1 pseudogene is annotated in these 308 nt (G+C 44.2%); it reads left to right on the top strand.

Annotated features, from left to right (window positions below):
- Positions 1-42: 42 nt before the first annotated feature.
- Positions 43-308 (top strand): annotated as a pseudogene (locus ACFX59_RS18325) (magnesium-translocating P-type ATPase); the annotation flags it as partial.

The following is a 308-nucleotide window of genomic DNA, read 5'->3' as shown; positions in this document are numbered from 1 at the left end:
ACTTTGAACACCTATGACGAGCCTACTTCGTTTGAGCGAGAAATGAATAGTATTTCGTGGCTCTTGATTCGTTTGATGCTGGTCATGGTGCCCATCGTTTTCTTGTCCAATGGTTTAACAGATGGCGACTGGTTGGAAGCTGGCGTATTTGCTTTGAGTGTTGGTGTTGGGCTTACACCTGAGATGCTTCCTATGATTATCACGGCCAGTCTAGCAAAAGGCTCCATCATTATGGCCAAGGAAAAAGTGGTTATCAAGAAACTCAATGCCATACAGGACTTAGGGGCGATTGATATTTTGTGTACAGA

The sequence above is a fragment of the Sphingomonas sp. NCPPB 2930 genome (genome assembly GCF_042867205.1).
GTDB lineage: Bacteria > Pseudomonadota > Alphaproteobacteria > Sphingomonadales > Sphingomonadaceae > Sphingomonas.
Note: the sequence above shows the minus strand (reverse complement) of the source record. Positions and strands in the feature narration are given on the sequence as shown.